The 23,035-nt window shown below is 62.0% G+C and carries 23 protein-coding genes, 3 tRNA genes and 1 riboswitch; of the genes, 15 read left to right on the top strand and 11 right to left on the bottom strand.

Annotation, left to right across the window (positions count from 1 at the left end; all coding sequences use genetic code 11):
• The first annotated feature begins 9 nt into the window (after nucleotides 1-9).
• The 6 genes from gyrA (at nucleotide 10) to C1H84_RS09445 (ending at nucleotide 3,801) form a co-directional block, all read left to right on the top strand.
• A complete protein-coding gene (gyrA, locus tag C1H84_RS09465; RefSeq protein ID WP_047120574.1) occupies nucleotides 10-2,631 on the top strand; it encodes a DNA gyrase subunit A in 2,622 nt (873 codons plus the stop codon).
• The gene (locus tag C1H84_RS09460) at nucleotides 2,628-3,224 is read left to right on the top strand and encodes a DUF3566 domain-containing protein (protein ID WP_047120575.1); all 597 of its coding nucleotides are present in this window, start codon (nucleotides 2,628-2,630) and stop codon (nucleotides 3,222-3,224) included. The genes gyrA and C1H84_RS09460 overlap by 4 nt, the downstream gene beginning before the upstream one ends.
• Nucleotides 3,225-3,344: 120 nt before the next feature.
• Nucleotides 3,345-3,418: transfer RNA gene (locus C1H84_RS09455), tRNA-Ile, on the top strand.
• Nucleotides 3,419-3,449: 31 nt separating this feature from the next.
• On the top strand, nucleotides 3,450-3,569 hold the full coding sequence (locus C1H84_RS18400) for a DLW-39 family protein (RefSeq protein ID WP_209550362.1): 120 nt from the start codon (nucleotides 3,450-3,452) through the stop codon (nucleotides 3,567-3,569).
• A gap of 7 nt (nucleotides 3,570-3,576) precedes the next feature.
• Nucleotides 3,577-3,649: transfer RNA gene (locus C1H84_RS09450), tRNA-Ala, on the top strand.
• Between the two features lie 79 nt (nucleotides 3,650-3,728).
• Nucleotides 3,729-3,801 (top strand) — tRNA-Ala (locus C1H84_RS09445).
• A gap of 44 nt (nucleotides 3,802-3,845) precedes the next feature.
• On the opposite strand, the gene C1H84_RS09440 is transcribed toward C1H84_RS09445, so the two are convergent.
• Nucleotides 3,846-5,036, bottom strand: coding sequence for a glycosyltransferase family 4 protein (locus tag C1H84_RS09440; protein WP_244910870.1), 1,191 nt, complete (start codon nucleotides 5,034-5,036; stop codon nucleotides 3,846-3,848).
• 143 nt (nucleotides 5,037-5,179) lie between these two features.
• Between C1H84_RS09440 and C1H84_RS09435 the strand changes: the two genes are divergently transcribed.
• Entirely contained in the window at nucleotides 5,180-6,148 is a 969-nt protein-coding gene (locus C1H84_RS09435; protein ID WP_047121025.1) for a bile acid:sodium symporter family protein, read from the top strand.
• Nucleotides 6,149-6,265: 117 nt separating this feature from the next.
• The gene (locus C1H84_RS09430; protein WP_047120576.1) at nucleotides 6,266-7,135 is read left to right on the top strand and encodes a DMT family transporter; all 870 of its coding nucleotides are present in this window, start codon (nucleotides 6,266-6,268) and stop codon (nucleotides 7,133-7,135) included.
• 5 nt (nucleotides 7,136-7,140) lie between these two features.
• Here C1H84_RS09430 and C1H84_RS09425 read toward each other — a convergent pair whose 3' ends face one another.
• Nucleotides 7,141-7,347 (bottom strand): hypothetical protein, encoded by a 207-nt coding sequence (locus C1H84_RS09425; RefSeq protein WP_047120577.1) that lies wholly within the window; start codon nucleotides 7,345-7,347, stop codon nucleotides 7,141-7,143.
• 170 nt (nucleotides 7,348-7,517) lie between these two features.
• On the opposite strand from C1H84_RS09425, the gene C1H84_RS09420 reads away from it, so the two are divergent.
• Together C1H84_RS09420 and C1H84_RS09415 are read left to right on the top strand one after the other, a co-directional pair.
• Entirely contained in the window at nucleotides 7,518-8,063 is a 546-nt protein-coding gene (locus C1H84_RS09420; RefSeq protein WP_047120578.1) for a peptidylprolyl isomerase, read from the top strand.
• A gap of 263 nt (nucleotides 8,064-8,326) precedes the next feature.
• The gene (locus C1H84_RS09415; RefSeq protein WP_052772560.1) at nucleotides 8,327-9,028 is read left to right on the top strand and encodes a rhomboid family intramembrane serine protease; all 702 of its coding nucleotides are present in this window, start codon (nucleotides 8,327-8,329) and stop codon (nucleotides 9,026-9,028) included.
• A gap of 481 nt (nucleotides 9,029-9,509) precedes the next feature.
• On the opposite strand, the gene C1H84_RS09410 is transcribed toward C1H84_RS09415, so the two are convergent.
• A complete protein-coding gene (locus C1H84_RS09410; protein WP_113607272.1) occupies nucleotides 9,510-10,127 on the bottom strand; it encodes a LysE/ArgO family amino acid transporter in 618 nt (205 codons plus the stop codon).
• A 71-nt stretch (nucleotides 10,128-10,198) separates the two neighbouring features.
• On the opposite strand from C1H84_RS09410, the gene C1H84_RS09405 reads away from it, so the two are divergent.
• On the top strand, nucleotides 10,199-11,083 hold the full coding sequence (locus tag C1H84_RS09405) for an ArgP/LysG family DNA-binding transcriptional regulator (RefSeq protein WP_047120581.1): 885 nt from the start codon (nucleotides 10,199-10,201) through the stop codon (nucleotides 11,081-11,083).
• A gap of 2 nt (nucleotides 11,084-11,085) precedes the next feature.
• Nucleotides 11,086-11,154, top strand: a riboswitch (guanidine-III (ykkC-III) riboswitch).
• Nucleotides 11,155-11,168: 14 nt separating this feature from the next.
• Complete coding sequence (locus tag C1H84_RS09400) at nucleotides 11,169-11,486, top strand: DMT family transporter (RefSeq protein ID WP_113607271.1); 318 nt, start codon at nucleotides 11,169-11,171, stop codon at nucleotides 11,484-11,486.
• A gap of 7 nt (nucleotides 11,487-11,493) precedes the next feature.
• Here C1H84_RS09400 and C1H84_RS09395 read toward each other — a convergent pair whose 3' ends face one another.
• Nucleotides 11,494-11,748, bottom strand: coding sequence for a cell division protein CrgA (locus tag C1H84_RS09395; RefSeq protein WP_047120583.1), 255 nt, complete (start codon nucleotides 11,746-11,748; stop codon nucleotides 11,494-11,496).
• Between the two features lie 221 nt (nucleotides 11,749-11,969).
• Here C1H84_RS09395 and C1H84_RS09390 point away from each other — a divergent pair, with 221 nt between their 5' ends.
• From C1H84_RS09390 to C1H84_RS09385, 3 genes are read left to right on the top strand one after another with little or no spacing between them, the layout of a single operon-like run.
• On the top strand, nucleotides 11,970-12,737 hold the full coding sequence (locus tag C1H84_RS09390; protein ID WP_113607393.1) for a class E sortase: 768 nt from the start codon (nucleotides 11,970-11,972) through the stop codon (nucleotides 12,735-12,737).
• A 9-nt stretch (nucleotides 12,738-12,746) separates the two neighbouring features.
• Nucleotides 12,747-12,917 (top strand): hypothetical protein, encoded by a 171-nt coding sequence (locus C1H84_RS18260; protein ID WP_047120584.1) that lies wholly within the window; start codon nucleotides 12,747-12,749, stop codon nucleotides 12,915-12,917.
• Entirely contained in the window at nucleotides 12,914-13,558 is a 645-nt protein-coding gene (locus C1H84_RS09385; protein ID WP_047120585.1) for an anthranilate synthase component II, read from the top strand. Before C1H84_RS18260 ends, C1H84_RS09385 begins: the two co-directional genes overlap by 4 nt.
• A gap of 57 nt (nucleotides 13,559-13,615) precedes the next feature.
• Here C1H84_RS09385 and pknB read toward each other — a convergent pair whose 3' ends face one another.
• The 7 genes from pknB to C1H84_RS09350 are packed head-to-tail and all read right to left on the bottom strand — an operon-like array spanning nucleotide 13,616 to nucleotide 22,928.
• Nucleotides 13,616-15,550, bottom strand: a complete 1,935-nt coding sequence (pknB, locus tag C1H84_RS09380; protein ID WP_047120586.1) for a Stk1 family PASTA domain-containing Ser/Thr kinase — start codon at nucleotides 15,548-15,550, stop codon at nucleotides 13,616-13,618.
• A complete protein-coding gene (locus C1H84_RS09375) occupies nucleotides 15,550-17,367 on the bottom strand; it encodes a protein kinase domain-containing protein (RefSeq protein ID WP_047120587.1) in 1,818 nt (605 codons plus the stop codon). Before C1H84_RS09375 ends, pknB begins: the two co-directional genes overlap by 1 nt.
• Nucleotides 17,364-18,827, bottom strand: a complete 1,464-nt coding sequence (locus C1H84_RS09370; RefSeq protein ID WP_047120588.1) for a peptidoglycan D,D-transpeptidase FtsI family protein — start codon at nucleotides 18,825-18,827, stop codon at nucleotides 17,364-17,366. The genes C1H84_RS09375 and C1H84_RS09370 overlap by 4 nt, the downstream gene beginning before the upstream one ends.
• Nucleotides 18,824-20,221 (bottom strand): FtsW/RodA/SpoVE family cell cycle protein, encoded by a 1,398-nt coding sequence (locus C1H84_RS09365; protein WP_113607270.1) that lies wholly within the window; start codon nucleotides 20,219-20,221, stop codon nucleotides 18,824-18,826. Before C1H84_RS09365 ends, C1H84_RS09370 begins: the two co-directional genes overlap by 4 nt.
• Nucleotides 20,218-21,615 carry a PP2C family protein-serine/threonine phosphatase gene (locus C1H84_RS09360; RefSeq protein ID WP_047120590.1) on the bottom strand — a complete coding sequence of 466 codons (1,398 nt, stop codon included), beginning with the start codon at nucleotides 21,613-21,615 and terminating at the stop codon, nucleotides 20,218-20,220. Before C1H84_RS09360 ends, C1H84_RS09365 begins: the two co-directional genes overlap by 4 nt.
• Before the next feature lie 3 nt (nucleotides 21,616-21,618).
• Nucleotides 21,619-22,098 (bottom strand): FHA domain-containing protein FhaB/FipA, encoded by a 480-nt coding sequence (locus C1H84_RS09355; RefSeq protein WP_047120591.1) that lies wholly within the window; start codon nucleotides 22,096-22,098, stop codon nucleotides 21,619-21,621.
• Nucleotides 22,095-22,928 carry an FHA domain-containing protein gene (locus C1H84_RS09350; protein ID WP_053797109.1) on the bottom strand — a complete coding sequence of 278 codons (834 nt, stop codon included), beginning with the start codon at nucleotides 22,926-22,928 and terminating at the stop codon, nucleotides 22,095-22,097. Before C1H84_RS09350 ends, C1H84_RS09355 begins: the two co-directional genes overlap by 4 nt.
• Between the last annotated feature and the right edge of the window lie 107 nt (nucleotides 22,929-23,035).

Below are 23,035 nucleotides of genomic sequence, written 5' to 3'. Positions count from 1 at the left end.
GGGAAGAAATTGAGCGACGAGCAGACCCCTGAGAACGAACCGCTGGACGGCGAGGTCATAGCGCACGAGGGCGGGCGCATTGACCAGATCGACCTGCAGGCAGAAATGCAGCGGTCCTATCTTGACTACGCCATGGCCGTGATCGTCGGCCGCGCGCTGCCGGATGTGCGCGACGGCCTGAAGCCGGTGCACCGCCGCGTCATCTATGCGATGTTCGACGGCGGCTACCGCCCCGAGCGCGCGTACAACAAGTGCGCCCGCGTGGTCGGCGAGGTCATGGGCCAGTACCACCCGCATGGCGACACCGCGATCTACGATGCGCTGGTCCGCCTGATCCAGGACTGGGTCATGCGCTACCCGCTGGCCCTGGGCCAGGGCAACTTCGGTTCCCCGGGCAATGACGGTGCGGCCGCCCAGCGTTACACCGAGACCAAGATGGCCCAGCTGGCCATGGAAATGGTCCGCGACATCAACGAGGACACCGTTGATTTCCAGGACAACTACGATGGCAAGAACCAAGAACCCACCGTCCTGCCGGCGCGTTTCCCGAACCTCTTGGTCAACGGCTCCTCCGGCATCGCCGTGGGCATGGCCACCAACATCCCGCCGCACAACCTGCGTGAGGTCGCCGAGGGCGTGCAGTGGTACCTGCAGAACCCGGAAGCGTCGCGCGAGGAACTGCTGGCGGCGTTGATGCAGCGCGTGAAGGGCCCGGACTTCCCGACCGGAGCCATGATCCTTGGCACCAAGGGCATTTCCGATACCTACCGCACCGGCCGTGGCTCGATCACCATGCGCGCTGTGGTCAACGTGGAGGAAATCCAGGGCCGCACCTGCCTGGTGGTCACCGAGCTGCCGTACATGGCCAACCCTGACAATCTGGCGGTGAAGATCGCCGAGCTGGTGCGCGACGGCAAGATCTCCGGCATCGCGGACATGCGCGACGAGACCTCGGGCCGCACCGGCCAGCGCCTGGTGATCGTGCTCAAGCGCGATGCCGTGGCCAAGGTGGTGCTGAACAACCTCTACAAGCACACCGAGCTGCAGTCCAACTTCTCCGCCAACATGCTGGCGATCGTGGACGGGGTGCCGCGCACCCTGCCGCTGGATGGATTCATCCGCCACTGGGTCACCCACCAGATTGAAGTCATCGTCCGACGCACGCAGTACCGCCTACGCAAGGCCGAGGAAGAGGCGCATATCCTGCGCGGCCTGCTCAAGGCGCTGGACGCATTGGACGAGGTCATCGCCCTAATCCGCCGTTCCTCGACCACCGAGGCGGCACGCGACGGGCTGATGGAGCTGCTGGACATCGACGAGGAACAGGCCCGCGCCATCCTCGACATGCAGCTGCGCCGCCTGGCCGCCCTGGAACGCCAGAAGATCCAGGACCGCCATGCAGAGCTCGAGCGCATGATCTCCGAATTCAAGGCGATCATCGCCGATCCGCAGCGCCAGCGCACCATCGTCTCGGAAGAGCTGGCCGAGATCGTGGACAAGCATGGCGACGACCGCCGCACCAAGATCCTCATGGGCTTCGACGGCGACATGAGCGTCGAGGACCTGATTCCCGAAGAGGAAATGGTCGTCACCATCACCCGAGGCGGCTACGTCAAGCGCACGCGCATCGACAACTACCGTTCGCAGGCCCGCGGCGGCAAGGGCATCAAGGGCGCGTCCCTGCGCGGTGACGACGTGGTGGAACACTTCTTCGTTACCTCCACGCACAACTGGCTGCTGTTCTTCACGAACCACGGCCGCGTCTACCGCACCAAGTGCTACGAGTTGGCCGAGGCCGGCCGCGATGCCAAGGGGCAGCACGTGGCCAACGTGATGGCATTCCAGCCGGACGAGCACATCGCCCAGGTGCTTGACCTGCGCACCTACCAGGATGCGCAGTACCTGATGCTGGCTACCCGCAACGGCCTGGTGAAGAAGACCCGCCTGGAGGACTACGACACCAACCGCACCGCCGGCGTGATCGCCATCAACCTGCGCGAGGACGACGAACTGGTCTCCGCGCAGCTGGTCAGCGAATCCGATGATGTGATGCTTGTCTCGCGCAAGGGCCAGTCGGTGCGCTTCACCGCCACCGACACAGCGCTGCGCCCGATGGGCCGCGCCACCTCCGGCGTGACCGGCATGAAGTTCCGCGACGGCGACGAACTGCTCGCCGCCGACGTGGTCCGCGAAGGCTCCTACATGTTCACGGTGACCGACGAGGGCTACGCCAAGCGCACCACGGTCGAGGAATACCGCGTGCAATCCCGCGGCGGCTTGGGCATTAAGGTGGCCAAGCTCAACGAGGAACGCGGCGAACTGGTCGGCGCCATGATCGTCGACGAGACCGACGAGGTGCTGGTGGTCATGGGCTCGGGCAAAGTGGTCCGCTCCGCGGTTTCGCAGGTTCCTTCCAAGGGACGCGACACCATGGGCGTGATCTTCGCGAAGCCCGACAAGAAGGATTCGATCATCGCGGTCGCCAAGAATACTGAAACCGAGCTTGAAGAGAACTCGGAGGAAGATACCGTAATCTTGGATCCGGAAAACATCACCAATGAGTCATCAGGCACGTCGGAAAGCATTTCCGAGTCCGCAGAAGATGACACCACTAACGGAGGTAACGCATGAGCACGCCCTCGACGCCACGCCCCAGCGGCAGTGCCCCGAAGAGCGCAGCGCCGCGGCCTACCCAGGTAAAGCGACCTGCGACCGCCGGCAGCCGCCCAGCACCGGGCCAGCGCCCGGCCGCCGGACAGCAGCGTCCGGCCGGAGCGCCCCGCCCATCCGCTCCACGCCCAACCGGCCAGCAGCGTCCCGCTGGAAGTCAGGAGCGCCTGGTGCGTCCTGCGCCGAAGGCGAAGGTCCGCAAGGCCCGCCTACTGGTTTCCAAGGTTGAACCGTTCTCGGTCCTGAAAATCGCCTTCCTGCTCTCGGTGGCCTTCGGCGTCATCACCGTGGTCGCCGCGGTGGGCATCTGGGCCGTGCTGGACCTGAGCGGAACGTTCGATGCCTTCAACCAGCTGATGCGCGATGCCATTGGCGCTGAAGACAGCTTCGACCTGCGCGATTCGATGTCCCTGGGCCAGGTGGCGTCCTATGCAACCATTCTTGCCGTGGTCAACGTGGTCGTGATTTCGGTGGTCGCCATGCTGGGATCGGTGTTGTACAACATCGCTTCCTCGCTGGTTGGCGGCGCCGGAGTCACCCTCACAGACGACTAGAATCACCCAAGTCGAGCCCGGGATTCATGCTGTGACGCATGACACCCGGGCTCGATTTGTATCTTCGTAAAAACCCCGGTAAAGTTTTATTTCGTTCCGAAGGGAACAAAACAAAAGCAAGGGCGTATAGCTCAGGCGGTTAGAGCGCTTCGCTGATAACGAAGAGGTCCCAAGTTCAAGTCTTGGTACGCCCACCGAATCCTTGCTGGAGGGAAAGAGGAAGTAATGAAAAAGTTCCTGGTTCTCGCAACGATCGCAACTGCAGCGGCAGTTTTGATCAAGAAGGTCAAGGCTTCTTCGGAAACCAAGGATACCTGGCACCAGGTAGCCGATAAAGTTTCCTAATGCTTTTGGGGCCTTAGCTCAGTTGGTAGAGCGCCTGCTTTGCAAGCAGGATGTCAGGAGTTCGAATCTCCTAGGCTCCACAAAAAGGAAAAATGGAAAGCGGAAGCTTTCCGTTTTTGCTTTAACCCAGATCGGCCGGTAAGTTTATTCCGGCCATCGGGGGCCTTAGCTCAGTTGGTAGAGCGCCTGCTTTGCAAGCAGGATGTCAGGAGTTCGAATCTCCTAGGCTCCACACCAGAAAACGACGGAAAGCAAAAGCTTTCCGTCGTTTGTTCGTTAACCCCGGCCCTTGTCCAAGCGCCGGCTCCCAACCAGAGCCGGGCCCGTTGCGCTGCCCTGGCGCCTGAGCACCGATTTGTAGTGCTCGAGCAGCTCGTCGCCGATCTTCTGCCAGCTCCTTCCCTGCACGCTTCCCAGCGCGGCAGCGGCGAACGCCTCGCGCTTGCCATCGTCGAAGACCAGGTCGCTGACGCGGTAGGCGAGCTCGTCGAGTTGTCCTGGCTCATACAGCCACCCCGTTCGCGAAGAATCCACCAGATCCAGCGGGCCGCCCCTGCCCACGGCAACCACCGGGACGCGGCTGGCCATCGCTTCCTGGATGGTCTGGCAGAAGGTCTCCGACTCCCCCGGGTGCACGAAGACGTCAAGGGATGCCATGATTTCGGCCAGCTGGATGCCGGACAAGAACCCGGTGAAATGGGCTTTAGGCATCAGTGCCCGCAGCTCGAGCGACTGGGGGCCCGAACCCACGACCACCAGACGCGCTCCAGGCAGCTCGCTGAGTGCCCGAAGGTCCTCGACCTGCTTGTCGGCCGACAAGCGGCCAACATAGCCGATGAGGCGCTCTCCGGATGGTGCAACGGTTTTGCGGAAGGCCTCGTTCCTCCGGCCGGGCGAGAACAGCGCGGTATCGACTCCCCTGCGGAACAATTCCAGGTTGCGGATCCCGAGCGAATCCAGCTGGGCCATGGAAAAGCTGCTGGGGGCCAGCGTCAGGTCCGCAGCGCTATGGACGGCCCTGACATGCTCCCAGAGCCTGTCGGCCAGCCAGGGGAACTTGTAGCGCGCCGCATAGGTGGGAACTTCCGTTTGGTATATCGCAACGGTCGGCAATCCGAGCTCGCCGGCCGCACGCAGCGCACTCCAGCCCAGGAGAAACGGGCTGGCCAGATGAACCAGTTCCACCTGCTCCCGGCGCAGGATCCTTCGCAGCCTATGCCACGAGGCAGTGGACAGCCGTACGTCGGGATACGTCGGCAGCGGTATCGAAGGTACGGTGATGACGCGGAACCCTCGGTAGCGCTTGGGAACTGCCTTCCCACTGAACTCGTTGGCCAGCGAGCCTGCTGGGGCGATGACGACGGCTTCGTGGCCCCTGAGAGCCAGATGCTCAAGGGTCCGCAGGATCGAATTGGTAACCCCGTTGACGTGTGGAAGAAAGGATTCAGCGATGATTGCTACTTTCACACCTACAGCTTCGGCCCTGCAGATGGCCATGAAATGAACTGGAATTGCAGGACGCATGAACAGGAATATTCGGCTGGTGCTGTCCCCAGTTGAAACCAAGCGCCAATAGTTGGCAGGATGTCAGGGTGCTGAATGACGATGCAATGCGCCGAGACATCGACGCGACCCAGACGAAGACCGAGAGCAATTCGCGAATCGCGGTGCTGCTCTTCCCTGCTCTGATCCTGCTCGGCGGCGTCGCCGGAGTCCTGGTCCCCCATGCTTTTTCCGGGCTGTCGTCATGGATCAATCCACTGCTGATGATCATCATGTTCTGCATGGGGCTAACGCTCACCCTGCCGGACTTCGGACTGGTTTTAAAGAATCCGCTTCCGGTGCTCGGCGGCGTCGCTGCCCAGTTTGTCGTGATGCCGGCGATGGGCTGGCTGGTGGCGTGGGGGCTGAACCTGGATCCTGCCCTGGCTGCCGGTCTGATCCTGGTTGGCTGCGCACCAGGCGGTACCGCTTCCAACGTCGTCGCCTACCTGGCAAAGGGGAATGTGGCGCTCTCCGTGGCGATGACGTCGCTGTCCACTCTTGCTGCACCCGTTCTCACTCCGTTGCTCGCGTTCTGGCTTGCCGGCCAGTATCTGCCGGTGGACGCCCGGTCCATGGCAGGAACGGTCCTCCAGGTCGTCTTGATTCCAGTGGTACTTGGCATCGTGCTTCGGATGCTTCTCAACAAAGCAGTGCTCAGGATCTTGGCGGCCCTGCCCTGGCTCTCGGTCACGGCCATCACCATCGTGGTGACCATCATCGTGGCTGGCAGCTCCGAGGCGATCCTGTCCGCAGGGCTGCTGATCTTCGTGGCAGTTGTCCTGCACAACGGTCTCGGACTGCTGCTCGGCTACGGCATCGGAAAATTGCTACGGGTACCTGAGGCTTCCCGGCGGACGATCGCCATCGAAGTCGGGATGCAGAATTCCGGTCTTGCCGGCGGGCTGGCGAAGCAGTATTTCACGCCCGAAGCAGCTCTTCCCGCTGCAGTATTCTCCGTGTGGCATAACTTGTCAGGAGCCATAATCGCAGCCTTCTGGCGAAGGAAGCGACGCGCGCAATATAGCCTAAAATAGCTTATGACATATATATATGCATATAAAAGAATGTATTTTCTGGACCCGGTTCGCAGGCTACATCGGGATTGCGGCAAACGATTTAAGAGCGGTATCAACAACGGGTAATCTTAGCCTGTGACATTTTTGCTTGCTGCACTGGGAATCCTGGGGATTTCGGCCTCCGGCCCGATCATCGCTGCATTTCCCCAGGTTCCCGTGCTGTCCATGGCTTTGTGGCGCAATGGCGCAGCTGCCGCCGTTCTGTCAGTTCCCGTGCTCAAGAGGAACCGGCAGTCCTATCGGCAGATCACGAGCCGTGAATGGTTCTTCACCAGCGTCGCCGGTGTCGCCTTGGCACTGCATTTCGTGTGCTTCATGTACTCGATGCGCCTGACCAGCGTCGCCGCCGGCACCGCCCTAGTGTGCATCCAAGGTGTATGGATCGCGCTCTTCCAGGCATCGCGCGGGGTCCGGTACCGCAAGCCGGTTTTCTTCGGGATGGGCATTGCGATCTTGGGAGTCGTGCTGATTACCGGTTTCGATCTGGGACAGGGCTGCGATGCAATTATCGGAGACCTGCTCGCCCTTGCTGGCGGTGTGCTTGCCGCCATTTACACACTGGCGGGTGCCACGGCACGCAAGACCATGGGCACGGCAACGTACTCCTCCAGCTGCTACGGCATCACCGCGGTGATTCTGCTGGTGCTTTGTCTGGTGGCCGGCCAGCCGGTCTGGGGATTCAACGCCACCGGATGGCTTGGAATCATCCTGCTTACCGTCTGCGCCCAGCTGCTCGGGCACACGGCCATGAACCACCTGCTCAATGTGCTGGGCCCGCTGACAGTTTCCACGCTGATCCTGCTCGAGATTCCAGGCGCCGCTCTGCTTGCGGCGCTGGTACTAGGGCAAGTCGTGCCGACAGCGACCTATCTGGGACTTGCAGTGATCCTGTTGGGGCTGGTTCTCGTGGTCAGAGGCCAAGTACCGCCTAAAACCGCGGCGTGACCCAGTTACTGGTCTTCGCTCAGAATTTCGCGTACTTCGTCGACAGTCGCTTCGCGCGACGCGACCGGCTGCTGCGGCTCGGCGCTGGCAGGCTCGTTTTCCCATGGGTCCTCAACCGGCTTGGACGCTTTCCAAGCGGCCACCAGCAATGCGACGAGTCCGGCAATTAGGCCTACGGCTAGTAGCTTTCCAGCATTGCTCTTCTTGCTCATGTTTGCTCCCTCTTGATTCAAGCTGTTGTCGAACAGACACCTCCAGCCTAGGCACATGCCACTGCCGGAGCCAGCGTTTGGCCGCCGTGCATCGAAAATTGCCCGAAATTTTCACTGACCGCGTAGGCCGCTTTTCGCGGCTCGGGCCGTGCTCATGGAAGAATAAGAGCATGACCGCAAACGCAACGCACAAAGCCACGATTCACACCTCTTTGGGCGACATCGTTGTCGATCTTTTCGGCAACCACGCTCCAAAGACTGTCAGCAACTTCGTCGGCCTTTCCACCGGTGAGCAGGAGTGGGTTCACCCGGAATCCGGTGACAAGAAGACCAACACCCCGCTGTACAGCGGAACCATTTTCCACCGCATCATTGCAGACTTCATGATTCAGGGCGGCGACCCACTGGGCCAGGGCTTCGGTGGCCCAGGCTACCAGTTCGATGATGAGATCCACCCGGAACTGAACTTCAACGAGCCTTACAAGCTGGCCATGGCCAACGCAGGCATCCGCATGGGCCGCGGCACCAACGGTTCGCAGTTCTTCATCACCACCGTTCCAACCACCTGGCTGCAGGGCAAGCACACCATCTTCGGTGAAGTCACCGAAGCCGAGTCCCGCAAGGTTGTCGACGCTCTGAATGCTGTTGCCACCGATGGCCGCGACAAGCCACTGGAAGACGTAGTTATCAACTCGATCGACATCGAGACCCTGTAACTTCTTCGTCCCGCGATTCGAAGGCTCCGGCGATTCCCTTAGTGGAGTCGACGGGGCCTTCGATGCTTAACCACGACTGTTCAACCCAACGCTAGGTAGAAAACCAAATGTCTTACGGGCAAGTGAATCCTCAAGGCCACTCCCAGCCAACCTGCTTTCGGCATCCAGAGACGGTCTCGTATGTCTCATGCAACCGCTGCGGGCGTCCAGTTTGCCCGCAGTGCCAAGTCCCTGCACCCGTCGGTGTTCAGTGCGTTGAATGCGTGAGGCAGGCGAATCAGAATATTCCGACGCAGAAGACGCAATTCGGCGGCCGTCTGCGCACCGGCGCACCCCTGGTCACGATGATTTTCATCGGGCTGAATGTGTTCGTCTACCTGCTGCAGTGGATTATTCCCGGCTTTACCAAGGATCTGGTGCTGATCCCGGCCATCGCGGCCTACGAACCATGGCGCCTGCTCACCAGTGCCTTCGCGCACTCCACAGGATCGTTCCTCCACATTCTCATGAACATGTACGGCGTCTACATTTTCGGCATGCTTCTCGAACCTCGGCTTGGCAGGCTTCGATTCACATGGCTGTACCTTCTCAGCGCATTGGGCGGTTCGTTGGGAGTCATGCTTCTGAGCCCGGCCACGACGGCAACACTGGGCGCTTCCGGCGCCTTGGCGGGCCTCTTCCTGGCTACGTTCGTAGTTCTGCGAGGCAACAAGCAGGCGCTGCGCCAAATGGCGATTATTCTGGCGCTTAACGTCGTCCTCGGCTTCGTTGTTTCGGGAATCTCATGGCAGGCCCACCTCGGCGGCGCGGTGGCCGGCATTGTCGCCGCTTCTTGCATCATGTTGATTCCTAGGAGTAATCCACAGCGTTCGAAGATTCAGCTTTCGCTCTTGGGTGCATTGAGCGTGGTCATGATTGTTTCAACCTATCTCGCCGTCGAATCGGCTAAGTGGCCTCTGGCCTGATTCGAAAACACGCCAGCAAAGATATCCACACCGCTTATCCACACTGTTAATAACTTACACCCGTGTAACTCTGCGTCGGCGAAGTTATTAACAGCCCGGATTGACTGCAATCCCAGGGAATAAGCCTCCCGAATCGTAGATACTCACACCTTTCTCCCCAGCTGTGGATAACTTTTAAACACGGCTGTAGATATCGCGTCTACGAACGGGAAACCTGTTAATAACCTGCGGTTCGAATCTTTAAACGAAACAGGTGAGTGCTACCGCTTGCTCGGTAAAATGGGCATTTCCACAAGAGGGATCCACAGTGTTAATAACTTTTGTACACAACTAATTTGTTGCATAAAAACCCTCTGACATGGAGCTTTGCTCTAAATTAAACACAAATGCCCATGTTGTCCCCATCTGTGGATAACGTTGTGAACAAGTTGTGACTACGGGCTATCCACAACGCCTGTGGATAGGTGTGGATAGTTGTTGGTTAACTGGTGAAAAGTGGTGCCAAGAGCATGATGGCGAATGACGACATGAAGATGCAGATGAGGCCATCCAGAACCCGCCAGGCGGTGGGCTTGGCGAAGAATCTGGACAGGAAGCGCGCTGCATACCCCAGCGCGGTAAACCAAAGCACGCTTGCCAGCATCGCTCCCACCGCGAAGGCGCCAGACGCTTCGCCCTGGGATGCGCCGATGGAGCCGAGCAGGAGCACCGTGTCGATGTAGACATGGGGGTTGAGCCATGTCAGCATCAGCGCCGTCGCGGCAACCGACCATGCAGTGGTTGGTGCTGAGGTGCTCGACGAATCCATGCCCGATGGAGCGATGGCGCGTCGCAGTGCAAAAAAAGCATAGCAAATCAGGAAGATTGCTCCGCCGATGCGGGCAATCGTCAGGATCCATGGAGCTCGCTCCACAACCATGCCCACGCCGGTTATGCCCGCGAAAATGAGTACTACGTCGGACAGTGCGCAAAGCACCACCGTCAGCAGGATGTGTTCGCGGCGAATTCCCTGTCGCAGGACAAACGCGTTCTGCGCTCCGATGGCAACAATGAGCGATAGTCCCGTCGAGAGTCCGAGAAGGAGGGAAGCGTTGATCATGGAATGACAGTACGAAAATCAACAAGATGATGTCGAACTTAAGTTTCTGATTCTGCATTAGGGTATCTAATGTGAAATTCGATGTGGAACACCTGCAGACGCTGTTGGCCGTCGTGGATGCTGGAAGCTTCGATGATGCATCCATTGATCTGGGGATTACTGCCTCTGCCGTGAGTCAGCGGATTAAGGCACTGGAGAACAGGCTGGGGGCCGTGCTGGTCGTGCGCAGCCGTCCTGTGGTTCCGACGGAGCAGGGAATCAAGGTGTTGCGGTATGCGCGGCAAATTGCGGCGTTGAGCGCAGAATTCTCCTACGAGATCTCCCTGACAGGCCACCAGCAGATCGCCGTGGGAGTGAATGCCGACTCGCTATCGACCTGGTTTACGCCGGTTTTCGACGAGCTGGCCCGCTGGACCGATGTTTCGGTCGAGATCCTGCGCATGGATGAGAGTCGATCCCTCGACACCTTGCGCAGCGGGCGGGTCAGCGCGGTGGTCACCAATAGCTCGGTTGCCGCCCAAGGATGCACTGTCCGCAAGCTCGGCGCGTTGCGCTATCGAGCAGCGTGCACCCCCGGGATGGCCCGGGAGCACTTCGCCCGTGGATCCTCCGATGGATTCCTAACCGCCCCCATGATGATTTTCGACCGCGAAGATCGGTTGCAGCACCATTTGCTGGAGCAGCTGGGGCTGGATCCGGGCCAGCGGCACGGGGCAGTGCACATGGTTCCGGATTCATGGCAGTTCTTGCGCGCGATCCAGGCGGGCATGGGATGGGGGATGGTCCCCGAACAACAACTCGCTCAAGTTCACGGGCTCGAAGAGCTCGATGATCGGTGGTTCATCGACGTCCCGTTGTATTTTCAGCGCTGGTCCGTGGATTCGGAGATTCTCGGACGCTTGGAATCCACACTGCTTCAGGTGGCCAGCGAGAGCGGCCTGGATTTGCTAACCTGAATGCCAAGCGGGCACTTCGGTCCGCATCCGGACGATGGAGCCGTACCCGGGATCACGACAAGACGGCCAGAGAAGGAATCTGGCGATGTACTGGCTTGTCTTGATTGTTTCCGGGATTTTTGAAGCCGTCTGGGCGACTGCGCTGGGGCTCAGCGACGGATTGTCGCGGCTGGTCCCCACCGTCGTATTCTTCGTGGCACTGCTGCTTTCCATGGGCGGACTAGCCTTCGCAATGAAAGAAATCCCCACCGGAACCTCCTACGCGGTCTGGGTGGGGATCGGTGCATCGCTGACCGTCATCTACTCGATGGCCACGGGGCAGGAGCCGGTGACCATTTTGAAGATGGTTTTCATTCTCGGCCTGGTTGGATGCGTGATCGGCCTGAAAGCCGTCAGCCACTAATGTGGGTCTATTTCCAGCCTGTGGTCATGAAGAATCCAACCATGGCAATGCCGAAGCCGATGACGATGTTCCAGCCGCCGATGTTCGGGATCGGGAACAGGGTCTGGGAAATGTAGTAGACCATGATCCACACCAGGCCCAGAAGCATCAGGCCGAACATCACCGGCTTGTACCAAGCGGGCATCGGCTTATCCACGGCATGGGATCCCTGGTTCTCCTGGGACTGTGGCTTGTTCTTGCGTCGTGGCTTTGACTCCGGCACTCGAATGCTCCCTTAGCTTCTTCCGCATAATGTAGTACATGTGGGAGACGATTGGATCCTCCCGGTACGCTAGGTGCAGGAGAACGTTCGCATCGTTCCAGTTTTCCTGCGTAGCTTCCATACTAACGGTAATGCGTCCTGCCCAGAGAGTCGGAACGACTCCTCGCCAAGGAGCTTGCGCCTTTACCGATGCCCGCCCTTAAACAAGGAGCATGATCGACGTGAACCGTGCCGCAACCGCGACAGGCCGCCGAGCGACCCGCCCTCGGCAGTCAGTGGGTAGCCGGATCGCCGGGTTCTTCGGTGAGCTGCTGATTACCCTCGGCATCGTGCTCATGCTCTACGTGGCGTGGGAACTGTGGTGGACAAACATCGATTCGGCCCAGGCCCAGCAGGAAGTCACGAACAATCTGGTTCAAAACCTCGGCGAAGTGGTCATTCCGGAGGTCAAGGACGACGGCAAGGACTACGGCCCGGCGCCGGTGTCCGAATTCGGGTCGGGGGAGACCTTCGGCATCATGTATTTCCCGACGTGGGGATCGAACGGAACCTACCATCCGGTCACCAACGGGGTGGGGGACGACGTCATCAACAACCTGGGCATCGGGCACTACCCGAACACCCAGCAGCCCGGAGAAAAGGGAAACTTCGCGGTGGCGGCGCACCGCCAGACGCATGGCCAGGTGTTCTGGGACATCGACAAGCTCCACGAGGGCGACAAGATCTACCTCCAGACCAAGGACGGCTATTACACCTACACCTGGTCCAAGACGGAGATCGTGAATCCCTCCGTTGGGGAGGTCCTGCTTCCCGTGCCGCACGAGTGGGGTGCCGAACCAACGGACTCCATTCTCACCATGACCACCTGCCACCCGAAGTACACGACGCGCCAGCGCATGATCGCATACTCGGAGCTGACCGATTGGCGGCCGCTTGATGCCGGGCCGCCATTGGCAATTCGCGATCTTGTTGCCAAGGCAACCAGCTAGGGGAGAACAATGTACGCCTGGATTTTCCGCAACCTGCCCGGTCCTATGTGGCTTCGTATTATCGAATCATTGATCCTCATTGCCGCCGTCGTGCTATTACTGATGATGTATGTCTTCCCGTGGCTGAATGAGTACATCAGCCCGTTCACCGACTCGACGATTGGCCAAAGCACCCAGTGAGCAGCATCAAGATCCTCGTGATCGACAATTATGACAGTTTCGTCTACACCTTGGTGGGGTACTTGCAGGAGCTGGGCGCGCAGACAACCGTCTACCGCAACGACGACCTCTCCTTCGCACAGGCGGCCGAATTGGCCGCCCAGCATGACGGGGTGCTGGTTTCCCCCGGCCCGGGCGACCCGGCAGGCGCCGGCGTGAGCATCGAGCTGATCAAGTGGTGCGGCGAGCAGTCCAAGCCGATGCTCGGGGTCTGCCTGGGCCACCAGGCGCTAGCCGAGGCCTATGGCGGGGTCGTGACCCACGCCGAGGAACTAATGCATGGCAAGACCTCGCTGGTCTCCCACGACGAGCATCCGGTGTTTGCCAAGGTGGCGAATCCGTTCACCGCCACCCGCTACCACTCGCTGGCTGCAGTGCGCGAGAGCATCCCCGACGAACTTGAAATCATTGCCCAGACCGAGGGAGGCGTCATCATGGGGCTGGCGCACCGTGCTGCGCCGCTGTGGGGCCTGCAGTACCACCCGGAGTCGGTGCTGACCGAGCAGGGCTACCAGATGCTCGGCAATTGGCTGGAATTCGTCGGTCTGGCCGGGGCGGCCGAGAAGGCGTCAACACTCAGCCCGCTATTCAGCGGCGAATAAACAGCGGTCAAACGCATCGCGCCGGACCTTGGTCCGGCGCGATGCGTTTAATGGCGGTTATTCGGTCTGCGGACCGGTGGTAGGCCGGGTTCGATCTCGTCCATTATTCGACGAGTTGCTGTTGTTTCCGTTATTTCCACCGTTTCCCTTGCCATTATCATCGTCAGATGCGGAAGGCTGGTCTTGGGGGTCTTCGCTGACCGTAGCGCTCGGCGAAGGGGTCGGCGTCGGGGTCGGAGTCTGCTCGGGCTTCTCCTTGGCCACCGAGATCTTGACCAGGCTGCCTTGCTCAACGTCGGTGCCAGCGGCCGGATCCTGCGCGAAGAGCGTGCCTGGCTCGTGGTCGTCGGTCTCCACATCGATGAACTGGACCTTGAGCTGGAAGTCCTCGGCGGTCAGGGCCTTGGTCGCTTCGTCCTGGGACATGTTGGTCGCGGCGGGCACTGTGACCTGGCCGGTGGACAGGATCAGGTCGACCTTGGAACCGGCCTTGACCTTTGCTCCCAGCTCCGGGCTGGTGCCGATGACCCAGTCGGTCGGAATTGTCGCCGAGTTCTCGCGGCTGACCTCGCCGACCTCGAGCCCGGCCTGGCGCAGCGCATCGCGCGCCGCGGTTTCGGACTGGTTTTCAAGGTTTTTCGGGATCGTGCGCTGCTCCGAGCCGTCGGAGATGTACAGATCCACGGTGGATTCCTTGGCGATCTCCTGGCCGGTGACAGGGTCGGTGCGGGTCGCGTTGCCCTCGTCGACCTCGTCGCTGAATTCGTGTTTCACGCTCACATTGAACGTCGCGTTGCGCAGCAGGCTGGTGGCGTCCTGTTCGGACATGTTCAGCACGCTCGGCACGGCGACCGGGGCCTTGCGCTCCTGGTCCGCCTGGATTGAACGGATCACCAGGAAGCTGGCGATGCCCACGGCGAGTAGCGCGATGATGGTCAGCAGCACGATCAACCCGCGGTTGGTCTTGTGCCCGGGCTGGTCGTTGGCACGTGCTTCGGACCGGGTGGCGAATACCGGGTGCTCGTTGGTCAGCGGGGCCGGTTCGGCCGCGTAGAGCGTCTCGGTGGAGTCGTGTGTGCCGTAGATCGGCATGGTGTAGGTAGGCACCGTGGATTCGTGGAATTCCACGCCGCGGGAGGCGTCCTCCAAGGCGTCGGCAAAGGCGCCGGCGGACTGGAAGCGCTCGTCACGGTCCTTGGACAGCACCTTGAGCACGATCGGATCGTAGATCGGGTTGATGTCCGGGTTGGCCTCGCTGGGCGGGACCGGTGCTTCGCCGACGTGCTGATATGCCACCGACACCGGCGAATCCCCGGTGAAGGGCGGCTTGTGGGTGAGTAGCTCGTAGAACAGGCAGCCGGCCGAGTAGATGTCCGTCCGGTAGTCGACCTGTTCGCCGCGCGCCTGCTCGGGGGAGAAGTACTGCGCGGTGCCGACCACCGCGGCGGTCTGCGTCATCGTGGCGGAGTTGTCCAGCGCCTGCGCGATGCCGAAGTCCATCAGCTTCACATGGCCCGACTCGGTGACCATGACGTTGGCCGGCTTGATGTCGCGGTGCACCACGTTCTTGGAATGCGAGTGGTCCAGGGCGGAGCAGACGCCGCGGATCAGCTCGACCGCATGGTGGTCGTCGACGTCTCCGTCGGCGATGACCTGCTTCAGGGTGCGGCCGGTGACGTACTCCATGACCATGAAGGGCAGCGCCTCCGCAGACTGGTCGGTCGCCGGCAGCAGTCCGGTGTCGTAGACCGCGACGATGTTCGGGTGGCTGAGCCCGGCCACGGCCTTGGCTTCGCGGCGGAAGCGGTTCACGACCATCGGATTGCCGGCAGTGTCCTGGCGCAGCACCTTGACCGCGACCTGGCGGGCCAGCACGTGGTCGGTCGCGAGGTAGACGTCGGCCATGCCGCCGCGGCCGATCAGCGACTCGATTTCATAGCGCTCGTTGATCAGGCGCGGAAGTCCCGCAGGCAGCGGTTCAAATTCGCTCATTACTCGCCGCCTGGCGCCTCATCCTGCGCAGCGTCCGTCGAATCGGAGGTCTGCGTTGGAGTCGCGGTCGGGGTGGCGGTCGGGGACGACACCGGCTCCGGGCCCTTGGAAACCGTCAGGCTCACGCTGGTCCCGGGGGCGACTTCGCTCTTGGCGGGGACGCTCTGGGAGATCACGGTGCCGGCCACGGACTCGTCGAAGGTTTCCGAACCCTTGACCGCGGCCAAGCCTGCGGACTGCAGCAGCTGCTGCGCGGCGCTGAAGCTCATGCCGGACACCGATGGAACCTGCACGGTTTGCGCGGCCATGGCGTAGACGACCTTGATGGTCGAACCGGCCTCGACGCTGCCCGAAGGGCTCACGGAGAGCACGGTGCCCGGATCGGCGTCCGAGGTCTCCTGGGCGACGTCGTTGACCTCCAAGCCCAGCGACTTCAGCTCGGCGATGACAGTGTCGATGTCCTTGCCCACGAGCGAGGAGCTGACCTGGACGAATTCCTTCTGGGTCTCGCTCGGCGAAGCGGTGGGGGAACTCTGCGTGGGAGCAGTGGTTTCCACGCTGGATTCGGTGGTTTCCGCAGTGGTTTCGGTGGCTTCGGTGCTCTGCGTGGTTTCCGTCGTCGGGCTCTTGCCATCGTTGTTGCCGGTGAACGCGGGGATCAGCCAGGCGGCCAGGCCGATGAGCGCGGCGAGCACGATGATCGCGACCAGCGGGATCACCCACGGGCTGCGCTTGCGCTCCGGGTCCTCGTGGTACTCCTGGACGTCGGCGTCCTCGTCGTCGAACCCCTCGCCGTCGCCGGCGCTGGAGACGGTGAATTCGTCCTGCGCCGGGTTGGCCGGGGCCACCACGGTGGGCATGGCGTTGGTCATCGCCGGCGCGGAATCCGCGGCGGAGAAGGCCTGGGTCGCGTCGTCCTCGAGGTTCAGCGCCTGGGTCGCGTCATCGGCGACGCCGGCAGCCAGCATGCCGGGCACTGCCAGCGTCGCGGTGTTGGTGTCTCCCGCGCGCAGGGCGTCGGCAGCCTTGGCCAGCGCCGTGGCGTTTTCCGGGCGGTCGGCGGGGTTCTTGGCCAGCATCGACATGATCAGCTGGCGCACCGGGGCCGGGATGGTCTCCGGCAGCGGCGGCGGCGCGTCGTTGACCTGGGCCAGGGCGATGGCGATCTGCGATTCGCCGGTGAACGGGCGGCGCCCGGCGAGGCATTCGTAGCCGATGACGCCCAGCGCGTAGATGTCCGAGCTGCCGGTGGCGTTCTGCCCGGTGGCCTGCTCCGGGGCCAGGTACTGGGCGGTGCCCATGACCTGTCCGGTGGCGGTCAGCGGGACCTGGTCGGCAAGGCGGGCGATGCCGAAGTCGGTGATCTTCACGGTGCCCGAGGGCATGACCAGGATGTTGCCCGGCTTCACGTCGCGGTGCACCAGCCCGTGCTCGTGGGCGGCGGCCAGAGCCCGCGCGGTCTGGGCAATCAGCGACAGCGTCCGGTCCACGTCGAGCTTGCGCTCGCGCTCGATGATGGTGGACAGCGGCGGGCCTGGAACGAGCTCCATGACCAGGTAGGCCGAGCCTTCCTCCTCGCCGTAGTCGAAGACGCCGGCGATGCCGGAGTGGTTCAGCAGCGCGGTGTGCCGGGCCTCGACGCGGAAGCGGGTCAGGAACGACTCGTTGTTCGTGTATTCCTCTTTGAGGATCTTGATCGCCACGAGGCGTCCAAGAACCTGGTCCCGCGCTTTCCATACTTCGCCCATGCCGCCGATTGCAATGCGATCGGTCAACTTGTAACGCCCGCCCAAGGTGGTGCCGGTTATTGGCCTCACTTGTTGAACACCGCCTCTACCATCTTCTTCATGATTGCCCCGGCCGTGTTGTGGCCAGTGTTGTAGTCTACTTGCTGGATTGTCACCGTGATGGCGACCTGCGGATCATCCGCCGGCGCGAAGCCGGTGATCCAGGAGTTCACGATCGGCGTGCCGTCCTCCAGGGTCTTCACCTGGGCCGTGCCGGTCTTGGCACGGAGGTCGACACCCGGAACCGCAGCGTTCATGGCGGTGCCCGACTGCACGGGGCCCTTCATCAGGGACTTCAGGTCCGCCGCGACCTCCGGGGTCGTCGCCGTGGAGAACTTCTCCGGCTTCGGTTCCTCGATGACCCGCAGATCCGGAGCGGTGACCTTCTTGACCATGTTCGGCTTCATGATCACCCCGTCGTTCGCGATGGCCATGGCGGCCATGTTCATCTGCAGCGGGGTGACCTTGTTGTTGTATTGGCCGATGGCCATCTGGGCCAGCTGCGCCGCAGTGATGTCCTTGGTCGGGAACTGGCTCGGGGTGACCGACTGCGGGATGTCCAGCTGCTGGCCGAAGCCGAAGCGTTCGGTCACGTCCGCGAACTTCTCCAGGCCGAGCTTCTGGCTGATCTCCATGTACGGGGTGTTGCAGCTCTGCGCGAAGATGAACTCCAAGGTGGCCTCGGAACGGCGTCCGCAGATGCCCTCGTAGAAGTTGTTCATCGTATTGCTGGATCCCGGGTAGTTCACCGACGCGGGGTTCTTGATCACGGTGTTCATGTCGTAGTGCTCGGACTCGAGCGCGGCAACCGTGCTCAGGATCTTGAATGAGGAGCCGGGGGAGACCAGGTCGCCAATCGCCGGGTTGACGTAGGGGCTCAACCCGTCGATCTCGCTGATCTTCTTCATGTTCTTGGCCGCTTCGGAGGTCGAGTGGACCGCCAGGTCGTTGGTGTCGAAGGTCGGCTTGGAGACCATGCTCAGGATTTCGCCGGTCTTCGGGTCGGTGACCACCACGCTGGCGCGCAGGCCGTCAGGGATCGCGTCATAGGCTGCCTGCTGCAGCTTGCCGTCGATGGTCAGCTCCACCGAAGCGCCCTCGGCCTTCTGGCCGGTGAACATTCCGGCCAGGCGGTCGAAGAGCAGGTCGGAGCTCGAGCCGGTCAGCCAGTCGTTCAGCTCGGACTCCAGCTGGGTGGTGCCGTTGGCCAGCGAGTAGTAGCCGGTCAGGTGCGCATACAGCTCGGGATCGGTGTACTTGCGCTGGTAGTTGAACTGGCCGTCGTCGGTTTCCACCGACTCGGCGATCGGCTTGCCGTCCACCAAGATGGCGCCGCGCGGAAGATCGAACTCGCGGAACAGCTGCCGCTTGTTCAGGGCGTTGTCGTTGAGGGTTTCGGCGTTGAAGAACTGGATGTAGCTCAGCGCGCCGAGGCAGATGAGGAACATTGCGGTCAGGGCGACCCATACGCGCTTGATTGCCTGATTCACTGATTGGTCACCGCCTTCCGGTCCTTGAGCCTGCTGGTGGAGGGAGTTGCGATTTCATCGGTAGGTCCTACGATGCCGCTCATGGGGCGGCGGGCATTGTGCGAGATGAGCAGGAGCAGGGCGATGATGATCCAGTTGGCCAGCAGCGAAGAGCCGCCGGCGGCCATGAACGGGGTGGCCAGGCCGGTCAGCGGGATGAGCCGGGTGACGCCACCGATGATGACCACGCACTGCAGGCCCAGGGTGAAGGCCAGGCCGCTGGCCAGCAGCTTGCCGAAGGTGTCGCGGGCCCCCAGCGCGGCGCGCAGGCCGCGCGAAACCAGCAGCATGAACAGCAAGACGATCGCGGTGACGCCGATCAGGCCGATCTCTTCGCCGAAGGAGGCGATGATCATGTCCGAGTTGGCCAGCGGGACGCGGTACGGGGAACCCCCGCCGAGCCCGGTGCCGAACAGGCCGCCGTCGGCCATGCCGAACAGGCCCTCGACAATCTGCGCGCTGCCGCCCCGGGCCTGGTAGATCTCCGGGTCGAAGGCATTGAGCCAGACGTTCACGCGGCGTTCGACGTGGCCCATGGTCAGCGCGGCGAATACGCCGCCGACCACCACCATCAGCAGGCCGATGATGACCCAGGAGATGCGGGCCGTGGCCACGTAGATCATCAGGATGAACAGGCCGAAGAACAGGATGGCCGAGCCGAGGTCGCGCTGCACCACCAGCACGCCGATGGACAGCAGCCAGGCGATGACCATCGGAGCCATGTCGCGCATGCGCGGGAGCTGCAGCGGCCCGACCTTGCGGCCCGCCATCAGGATCAGGTCGCGGTTCGACGAAAGATATCCGGCGAAGAAGATCGACAGGGTGATCTTGGCCAACTCGCCGGGCTGCAGCGAGAACGGGCCGACATGGATCCAGATGCGCGCGCCGTTGATCGTGGCGCCCAGGAACGGAATCAGCGGCAGCAGCAGCAGGACGATGGATGCCAGCAGCGCGATATAGGTGAAGCGCCGCAGGATGCGGTGGTCCTTCACCGCCCACAGCACTAGGGCCGCGACCAGGATGGCGATGGCCGTCCACATCAGCTGTCGGCTGGACTGGGACGTGCCCTTGGCCAGGTCGATGCGGTGGATCATCGCCAGGCCCAGGGAGTTCAACGCCACGGTGATCGGAAGTATTACCGGATCGGCATACTTGGCGAAAATCCGCAGAAGAACGTGGATGATCAGGGCCAGGGCGCCCATGATCCCCATCTGGATCAAAAAGTTCTTGCTGTCGTTGTCCTCGGTGGCGCTGCCGACCAGGAAGAAGGCGGCACCGCCCACGCACAGGGCCAGCAACAGCAGCAGGAGCTCGAGATTGCGCCGAGGCACCGGTGCGGTTTGCACTTCGGTCATTGCATGATCTCCTGACAGTAGCTTGGCAACGGCGTTTGCGTGGATTGGTTGTCCGCATTGCCCGGAACCTGGACCGGGCAGTTCTGCTTCGCGGTGACCAGAAGCTCCTGGATGATTGACTGGGCGTGCTCCCGGCTGTCTGCCGGAATGGTGGACTCAACACGCTGGCGCGAGTACTCCGGCAGCGCCTCGAGCGGAACCGAGCTGACGGTGTCGATTTCCGAGAGGGAAATCGGGCCGAGCTCCTGCGGCACGCCCTTGTAGATGGCGACCTTCCCGTCCACCGGGCCGACGAAGTACTGGGTCTGTGTCCACATGTAGCCCCAGGCCCCCAGGATCACCACCAGCACGGCCGTCAAGGTCAACAGGATCGGCATCAGCCAGCGTCGATGCGGCAGCGATTCCTCGATGGGATCCAGCACGCCGCTGGCCGCGGGGGAGCGGTGCGTGAGCAGGGCGGCTGCGCGGCGTTCCCCGGTGTGCTGGGTGACGACAGGGATCTGGCCGGTCTGCGTGGCCAGCTGGGCGGCCCCCACCAGCAGGTGCGGGCGCTGGGAGATCTCGTGGCGCAGCAGCGAGGCGCTGGCCTCGACATCGCCTTCCGCGGCGATTGCCAGCTGGCCGGTATCCGGAGCTGGCTCCAGCGCTTCCGGTTCATCGCCGTCCGGGGCCTGGTCTTCCACGATTTCGAACATCACCACGGTGACGTTGTCAGGTGCGCCGTTCTTCAGCGTGATCGCGACCAGGTCGTTGACCGCCTGATCCATGTCCGGGGTCGAACGGATGATTTCCTCGATGACCGGCAATGGCACTGCGTCGGTCAAGCCATCCGAGCAGAGCATCCAGCGTTCGCCGACGCTTGCCTCGAGCTGCTGGACGTCGAGCTCGGGGGAAGCATCCGAATCGCCCAACACGCGCAGGAGCACGTTCTTGTGGGGGTGGATTTCCGCTTCCGCGCGGCTGATGCGCCCCTCTTCGACGAGGCGCTGGACGAAGGTGTGGTCGGTGCTGATCTGCTCGAAAACGTCGTTTTTCAGGCGGTAGGCGCGTGAGTCGCCGATATGGGCCATGTGCAGCGTCGAGCCGGACAGGAGCAGCGAGGTCACGGTGGTTCCCATGCCGGAAAGCTTGGGATTGGCGCCGACCAGTTCGTTCAAGACGAGATTGGCGGCCTGGATTTCATCCGGCAGCGCATTTTGCGGATCGGCCGTCACTGGACGGTCCAGATGCACCAGATCCAGCACGGTGGAGGCCGAGGCGACGTCGCCTCCTACATGGCCGCCCATGCCGTCGGCCAGGACCGCGAGGTGCTGACCCACATAGGCGGAGTCGTCATTCTTCTTGCGGATTCGTCCGACGTCGGACTTGGCGGCAAATTTAAGCTTCAAAGCCATAGGCTAAGCCTTCAATTCCAAGACAGTCTTCCCAATGCGGATGCGCTGCCCCGGCTCAACTGCCTGGGCACGGGTCAGCTGGCTGTCTCCTACGAAGGTTCCGTTGGTGGAACCGAGATCTTCAATGAACCAGCGCGAGCCCTGTGGGAACAGGCGGGCGTGGCGTCCCGAGGCGTAGTCGTCTTCCAGGACCACCGTCGCATCCTGGGCACGGCCGAAGAGGATCGGCTGCCCCTGCAGGGTGATGGTGCGTCCGGCCAGGGGGCCCTCGAGGATCTGCAATGCGCTTGCGGGTTTGCGGGTGGTCGGTTCCGGCTCGGCCAGCTCGGGGTTCTTCTTCAGCGCCCGGGCGCTCGGCTTTCCGGTGCGCGACCGCGAGCCGATGGCCAGATCGCGGCGCATCGACCCGACCACGCTGAGAACGAGCAGCCAGATCAGGACAAGGAAGCCCAAACGGAGCAGGCTCAGAACGAGGTCATTCATGCATGGTCTCCGTTGTTCGTGGTAATCAGTCGGAAGACGATCTTCGTCTGTCCGATATTGATGATTGAACCGTCAAATATACGGGTTTCAGAGGAAATTTTCTTTCCATCGACGTAGGTTCCGTTGGTGGAACCGAGGTCGGAGACGACATAGGTATTCTGCCCGCGGGTCTCGACGCGGACGTGCTGGCGCGAAACTCCCGAGTCGTCCACCGGGATGTCGGTGCTGGCCGAACGGCCGAGAACGATTGAGTGATGGTGCAATGCGAAACGTTCGCCGTCGACTTCCAAGATCGCCTGCTTGGGGATGGAAGGTGCCGCGGGCTCGGGCTTCGGGCGGCTGGTTGGGCGCGGCTGGGCAGTCGTCTTCGGGGAAGCTGGCTCGCGGGGGATTGCGGCGGCGCCCGATGGCTTGGGCGCCGGTTCGCGAACCGGGGCAGAGGCGGCCGGTTTGGAGCTGGCATCCTTGATGGAACCGTTGATCTCCATCTCGCCGACCTTGAAGTTCGGGTCGGAGACGAAATGGATCATGATGTCGCTCTGCACCGAGTAGCCCTGGGTGCTTGCGTGTTCCGCGGTAACCTTGGCCAGCTCGTTGACGACGGATGAGCCCCATCCCTTGGCGGTCTCGAAGTCCTTCTCGCTCAGGGAAACGACAAAGTCATTCGGCGCCAGGCTGCGGCCCTCGCTAATTGGCAGAATGCCGCGATCCATCTCATTGCGCAGGGCGGTGGTCAGCTCTACGGGTTTGATCTCGCTGGTGCTGGTGCCCCGGAAGAAGCTGGTGACGACCTTCTCCAAGCCTCGTTCGACCTTGTCGAGAAAGCCCATTACTCGCGCTCCTTCCTACCTTTTTGGATATCTATCGAGCCCCGATTGAGGTGGCCATTACGACCAGAACACGGAACTTCATTGTCGATCTTACTGTTTTCAGCTGT

This window comes from Glutamicibacter soli, assembly GCF_003309065.1.
GTDB classification, from domain to species: domain Bacteria; phylum Actinomycetota; class Actinomycetes; order Actinomycetales; family Micrococcaceae; genus Glutamicibacter; species Glutamicibacter soli.
The sequence above is the reverse complement of the archived record's forward strand: the minus strand, read 5'-3'. Positions and strand labels throughout refer to the sequence as shown.

Excerpts from the sequence above, each read along its gene's own strand:
- C1H84_RS09350 (WP_053797109.1), bottom strand. The coding sequence starts at position 22,928 with ATGGGCTTTCTCGACAAGGTCGAACGAGGCTTGGAGAAGGTCGTCACC.
- C1H84_RS09420 (WP_047120578.1), top strand. The coding sequence starts at position 7,518 with ATGACCGCAAACGCAACGCACAAAGCCACGATTCACACCTCTTTGGGC.
- C1H84_RS09425 (WP_047120577.1), bottom strand. The coding sequence starts at position 7,347 with ATGAGCAAGAAGAGCAATGCTGGAAAGCTACTAGCCGTAGGCCTAATT.
- C1H84_RS09400 (WP_113607271.1), top strand. The coding sequence starts at position 11,169 with ATGTACTGGCTTGTCTTGATTGTTTCCGGGATTTTTGAAGCCGTCTGG.
- pknB (WP_047120586.1), bottom strand. The coding sequence starts at position 15,550 with ATGAGCGAATTTGAACCGCTGCCTGCGGGACTTCCGCGCCTGATCAAC.
- C1H84_RS09360 (WP_047120590.1), bottom strand. The coding sequence starts at position 21,615 with ATGGCTTTGAAGCTTAAATTTGCCGCCAAGTCCGACGTCGGACGAATC.
- C1H84_RS09435 (WP_047121025.1), top strand. The coding sequence starts at position 5,180 with ATGCGCCGAGACATCGACGCGACCCAGACGAAGACCGAGAGCAATTCG.
- C1H84_RS09355 (WP_047120591.1), bottom strand. The coding sequence starts at position 22,098 with ATGAATGACCTCGTTCTGAGCCTGCTCCGTTTGGGCTTCCTTGTCCTG.
- C1H84_RS18260 (WP_047120584.1), top strand. The coding sequence starts at position 12,747 with ATGTACGCCTGGATTTTCCGCAACCTGCCCGGTCCTATGTGGCTTCGT.
- C1H84_RS09365 (WP_113607270.1), bottom strand. The coding sequence starts at position 20,221 with ATGACCGAAGTGCAAACCGCACCGGTGCCTCGGCGCAATCTCGAGCTC.
- C1H84_RS09410 (WP_113607272.1), bottom strand. The coding sequence starts at position 10,127 with ATGATCAACGCTTCCCTCCTTCTCGGACTCTCGACGGGACTATCGCTC.
- C1H84_RS09460 (WP_047120575.1), top strand. The coding sequence starts at position 2,628 with ATGAGCACGCCCTCGACGCCACGCCCCAGCGGCAGTGCCCCGAAGAGC.
- C1H84_RS18400 (WP_209550362.1), top strand. The coding sequence starts at position 3,450 with ATGAAAAAGTTCCTGGTTCTCGCAACGATCGCAACTGCAGCGGCAGTT.